Source organism: Bradyrhizobium sp. IC3195 (assembly GCF_020193585.1).
Classification (GTDB): domain Bacteria; phylum Pseudomonadota; class Alphaproteobacteria; order Rhizobiales; family Xanthobacteraceae; genus Bradyrhizobium; species Bradyrhizobium yuanmingense.
In genome coordinates this window covers 1-459 of record NZ_JADYVG010000094.1, presented here as the reverse complement: position 1 = coordinate 459, position 459 = coordinate 1, and the positions used below count along the sequence as shown (strand labels likewise).

Genomic DNA, 459 nt, shown 5'->3' with positions numbered 1-459 from the left:
CAAATACGACCAAACATTTTGTTCTTTGATAAGTGCCCCGTCCAAATAATTATTGAATTGGAACGACATACCAATCGATTGAATAAATGCTAAAACAATTGTGAAGTAACGTGTGAAGTTGTTTAACTTCTTACGACCAGTTTCACCTTGCTTTGCCCATTCAGTAAACTTAGGTACAATATCCATTTGCAATAGTTGCATAACAATTGAAGCAGTGATGTAGGGCATGATTCCCATAGCAAAAATGGAAAAGTTCTTCAAGGCTCCGCCACCAAACGTGTTTAACAAGTCAGTGACGCCTTGAGAACCTTGTCGATTATCAAATGCTGCTGGATTAACACCAGGTGCTGGGATATACGTACCTATTTTGAAAATGACTAACATTGCAAGAGTAAAAAGTATCTTGTTACGAACTTCTTTTGTTTTAAAAAAGTTCACAAGCGTGTGAAACATTAGATC

The 459-nt window shown here is 36.8% G+C and carries 1 pseudogene; it reads right to left on the bottom strand.

The annotated features are described in order from the left end of the window. Positions 1-459 (bottom strand): annotated as a pseudogene (locus I6F09_RS37245) (preprotein translocase subunit SecY); the annotation flags it as partial.